Consider the following 4,132-nt stretch of genomic DNA (forward strand, 5'->3'; position numbering starts at 1 on the left):
GCGAGCTCCGGCAGGCCGGTGAGCTGGCAGGCGCCGCCGGTCAGCACCACGCGACGCGCCTCGGCCGCGTAGCCGGACGCCTTCAGCCGGTCCCGGACGAGCTCCAGGATCTCCTCGACGCGCGGCTTGACGATCTTCACGATCATCGACTTCGGCAGGTAGGTCGTGGCGTCGAGCTCGTTCTCGCCGACCGGGGTGACGGCGATCTGCTCGCGCTCATCGGTGAGCGCGGGGAACACGCTGGCGTGCAGCGTCTTCAGCCGCTCCGCCTCGTCGATCGAGGTGGAGAGACCGCGCGCGAGGTCGAGCGTGACGTGGTGCCCGCCGAGCGCGACCGCGTCGGAGTGAATGAAGTTGCCGCCCTTGAAGACGGCGACCGAAGTCGTGCCGCCGCCCATGTCGACGAGCGTCACGCCCATCTCGCTCTCGTCGTCCACGAGCGAGGCGAGGCCGGACGCGTAAGGCGCGGCGACCATCGTCTCGACGTTGAGGTGCGAGCGCTCGACGCAGAGCATCAGGTTCCGGAGCGGCGCGGCCTCCGCGGTGACGATGTGCATGTCGACGCCGAGGCTGTGCCCGACCATGCCGCGCGGATCCCGGACGCCGCGCGTCGCGTCGAGAGCGAAGCCCGTCGGGATCGAGTGCACGACGGCGCGGTTCGGCCGCACGGTGTGCACGCAGCCCGCCTGCAGGACGCGCCGGATGTCGCGATCCTCGATCGGGCGCCCGGAGGCCGGAACCTCGGCGTGAAAGGTCTCCGAGGCGAGCCGTCCGGCCGAGACCGAAACGATCACGCTCTCGATCTGCACGCCGGCCATCCGCTCGGCGGCGTCGACCGCCAGCCGGATCGCCTGCTCGGCGGCGTCCATGTCGACCACCTGGCCGCCCTTGACGCCACGGGAACGCTGGTGACCGACGCCGATCAGCTCCACCGTGTGGGTGCGGTCGGGGAGCGCGTCGCCGGGCTCGACCGGGCGCAGCCGGGCCACCAGGCAGGCGATTTTGGAGGTGCCGACGTCGAGCACCGAGACCACCACCGCGCGGCGGGCCGGCAGCGGACGCATCTTCGGCACTACGCCGTAGGGGAACGCGCCGCCGCTCATGTCTGGCCTGCCTTCTTCCGCGCCTTGGCGGCCGCCTTGTCGGCCTCGGCCATGATCTCGGCCGCTTCCGGCGCGAGCTGCACGACCGTGCGCGCCGGCGACCGGAGGTCGACCACGGTGATCCACTTGCCGAACAGGTTCTGACGCTCCTGCATGGTCTCGAGACGCGCCAGCGCGGCGGAGAAATCGGTTTCGGGCAGCTTCACCTCGACGCCGGAGCGCAGCCGGAGATTCCAGCGCCGCTCGGCCACCAGGACCGCGGCGTAGGTCTGCTCCTTGACCTTCGGGGCGAGGTCCAGCGCCGCGAGCAGCGCCTGCGCCCTGTCGTTCGCGCCCGGCCCGACGACCAGCGGAAGGTGAGCGAAGCGGCTGTCGCGGAACTCGTCGATCGCCGTGCCGTCAGCGGCCAGGATCTGGACCTTGCCGTCGTGCTGCCAGAGCGCGAAGGGCTTGCGCTCGACGAGATGAACCGTGACGCGGTCCGGATAGAGCTTGCGGACGGTGGCGTCGGCGACCAGCGGATTGGCCATCAGCCGCTCGCGCGCCGCCTTGACGTCCATGAACGGCAGCGCCGTGTCGTCCTTGACGCCGAGCGCGAGCAGCACCTCGTCGTCGGTCAGCGCGAGCTGGCCTTCGGTCTGGACCGCGACGACCCGGAAGCCGAGCGCGTTCGCGGTGGTGATGTGGAGATTGGCGATCTCGTAGCGGACGGCCGGCCAGTGCCCGCCTTCGACCATCCCGAGCAGGCCGGTGCCGGCGTAGAAGGCGAGCGTCAGGGCGACGCCGAGCCGGCGCTTGCGGACGAGCCGCTCGAACTTGAAGCGGATGTTGGACCAGCGGCTCGCGCCGATCACCTCGTCGACGTCGTCGAGGTCCGGCCTGGAGCGGCGGCCGGGCTCGTGGGCCGCGCGCATGTTCGGATCGGTCTTGTAGACCAGCCGGGGGCGGCTCTGCGCCGGACGGCCGTAGCCGTGCGGGGCGAGAGGTTCGTCTAGCGATCTAAGGAGGCGTCCTCCACTAGCCATCGAACGAGCTCACCAAACCCCATGCCGACATAAGCGGCGAGTTCCGGCACGAGCGACGTCTCCGTCATGCCGGGCTGCGTGTTCACTTCGAGACAGACAAGTTCCCCGCTTCCGCCATCGCGGTCGTCGAAACGGAAATCGGCCCTGCTGACCCCGCGGCACCCGAGGGCGTGGTGCGCCGCGACCGCCAGTCTTCGGGCCTCTTGGTAAACAAAGGGTGAAATTTGGGCCGGAAGGACGTGTCTTGAGCCGCCCTTCGCGTACTTCGCCTCGAAATCGTAGAACCCGACCGACGGCAGAATCTCGATCACGTCGAGCGGCTCACCGTTTAGCACGGCGCAGGTAAGCTCTTTGCCTGCAATGAATTTTTCCGCCAGCAGCGCTTCGCCGTGGCTCCAGTCGTCGCGCGTCAGCTCCTGCGGCGGGTGTTCCTGATCCTCGTTAACGATCAGCACCCCGACCGACGACCCGCCATCGACCGGCTTCAGCACGTAAGGCGGTTCGAGCACATGCGCAGCGGCCGCTTCTGTTCGCGTGACAACCCGCCCCTGAGGCACCGGAACGCCCGCCGCCGCCATCACGATCTTGGCGCGTTCCTTGTGCATCGCGAGCGACGAGGCGAGCACGCCCGAGTGGGTGTAAGGGATGCCCATCACCTCCAGCAGCCCCTGCACGGTGCCGTCCTCGCCGAACCGGCCGTGCAGCGCGTTGAAGCAGACATCCGGCTTCACGCGCAGCAGCGCCTCCGGGAGATCGCGGCCGACGTCGATCCGCGTCACCCGAAAGCCCTCCGCCTCCAGCGCGTTGGCGCAGGCGGCTCCGGACCAGAGCGAGACCTGGCGCTCCGAGGAGAGGCCGCCCATCAGGACGGCGACGTGCTTGGACATGATCGGCGATTCCCCGGATGTTCGCGTCGTCATCCCGGCCGAGGCGGCGACAGCCGCGCAGAGCCGGGATCGCTTTCAGATCAAGGCGCGTCGTGGTCCGGCTGGCCCGACGACACGGAGAGGTTCAGGCGCGCGAACCGGGTGACGAGCCCGAATGCCCGCTGTGCCTGCGCCTCACGGCCCAGGTCAGGCCGCCACCCCTATCCGCTTGATTTCCCATTCAAGTTCGACGCCGGAGTGTTCCTTCACCCGCCGCCGCACCTCCTCGCCGAGCGTCTCGATGTCGGCCCCCGTCGCGCCGCCGACATTGATGAGGAAGTTGCAGTGCATCTCGGAGACCTGCGCCCCGCCGACTCGAAAGCCGCGGCAGCCGGCGGCGTCGATCAGCTTCCAGGCGGAATGCCCCGGGGGATTCTTGAAGGTCGAGCCGCCGGTGCGGCTCTTGATCGGCTGCTTGGTCTCGCGGTGCTCGGCGACCGCGTCCATCTCGGCCCGGATCGCTTCCTCCGTCTCCGGATAGCCCTGCAGGAGCGCCCCGGTGAAGATCACGTCCTGCGGCGCCTCCGAGCTTCGGTAGGCGTAGCCCATGTCCTCGTTGGAGAACGTGCGGCGTGCGCCCGAACGGTCGACGCCGTAGACCTCGACCACGCGATCGCTGGTCTCGGTGCCGTGCGCGCCGGCGTTCATCCTCAGCGCGCCGCCGATCGAGCCCGGTATGCCGTGATAGAACGCGAAGCCGCCGATGCCGGCCTCGAGCGCCGCGATCGCGACCCGCTTGTCGGCTGCAGCCGCCCCCACCCTGAGCCTTGCGTGGCCGTCCGACGCGATCCCCGCGAAGGTCTTGCCGAGACGGATCACCACGCCGGGCATGCCGCCGTCGCGCACCAGCAGATTCGAGCCGAGCCCAATCGGATAGATCGGGACGTCCTGCGGCGCGCGCTCGAGGAAGTAGCTCAGGTCGTCCTCGTCGCTCGGCGAGAACAGCACCTCCGCCGGCCCGCCCACGCGGAACCAGGCGATGTCCGCCAGTCGCTGGCCGGCGACCAGCCTGCCGCGCAGCTCGGGCGTAAGGGAGGCCAGTCTGTCGGCGAGCGCGCTCACGCGGCGACCTGAGGCC

Annotated in this window: 4 protein-coding genes; all 4 read right to left on the minus strand. The window is 69.7% G+C overall.

Features of this window, described 5'->3' with window-relative positions; all coding sequences use genetic code 11:
* The coding region (ftsA, locus tag ACIKT0_RS14190; RefSeq protein WP_407105967.1) for a cell division protein FtsA at positions 1-1,103 on the minus strand (1,103 nt) is incomplete at its 3' end.
* Positions 1,100-2,017 carry a cell division protein FtsQ/DivIB gene (locus tag ACIKT0_RS14195; protein ID WP_407105968.1) on the minus strand — a complete coding sequence of 306 codons (918 nt, stop codon included), beginning with the start codon at positions 2,015-2,017 and terminating at the stop codon, positions 1,100-1,102. The genes ftsA and ACIKT0_RS14195, both read right to left, overlap by 4 nt.
* A 77-nt stretch (positions 2,018-2,094) precedes the next feature.
* Positions 2,095-3,015: a D-alanine--D-alanine ligase gene (locus ACIKT0_RS14200; protein WP_407105969.1), complete on the minus strand. Its 921-nt coding sequence runs from the start codon at positions 3,013-3,015 to the stop codon at positions 2,095-2,097.
* A gap of 186 nt (positions 3,016-3,201) precedes the next feature.
* Positions 3,202-4,116 carry a UDP-N-acetylmuramate dehydrogenase gene (murB, locus tag ACIKT0_RS14205; RefSeq protein ID WP_407105971.1) on the minus strand — a complete coding sequence of 305 codons (915 nt, stop codon included), beginning with the start codon at positions 4,114-4,116 and terminating at the stop codon, positions 3,202-3,204.
* Between the last annotated feature and the right edge of the window lie 16 nt (positions 4,117-4,132).

Origin of the sequence: Hansschlegelia beijingensis, from assembly GCF_045505405.1 — a bacterium.
Taxonomy (GTDB): domain Bacteria; phylum Pseudomonadota; class Alphaproteobacteria; order Rhizobiales; family Methylopilaceae; genus Methylopila; species Methylopila beijingensis_A.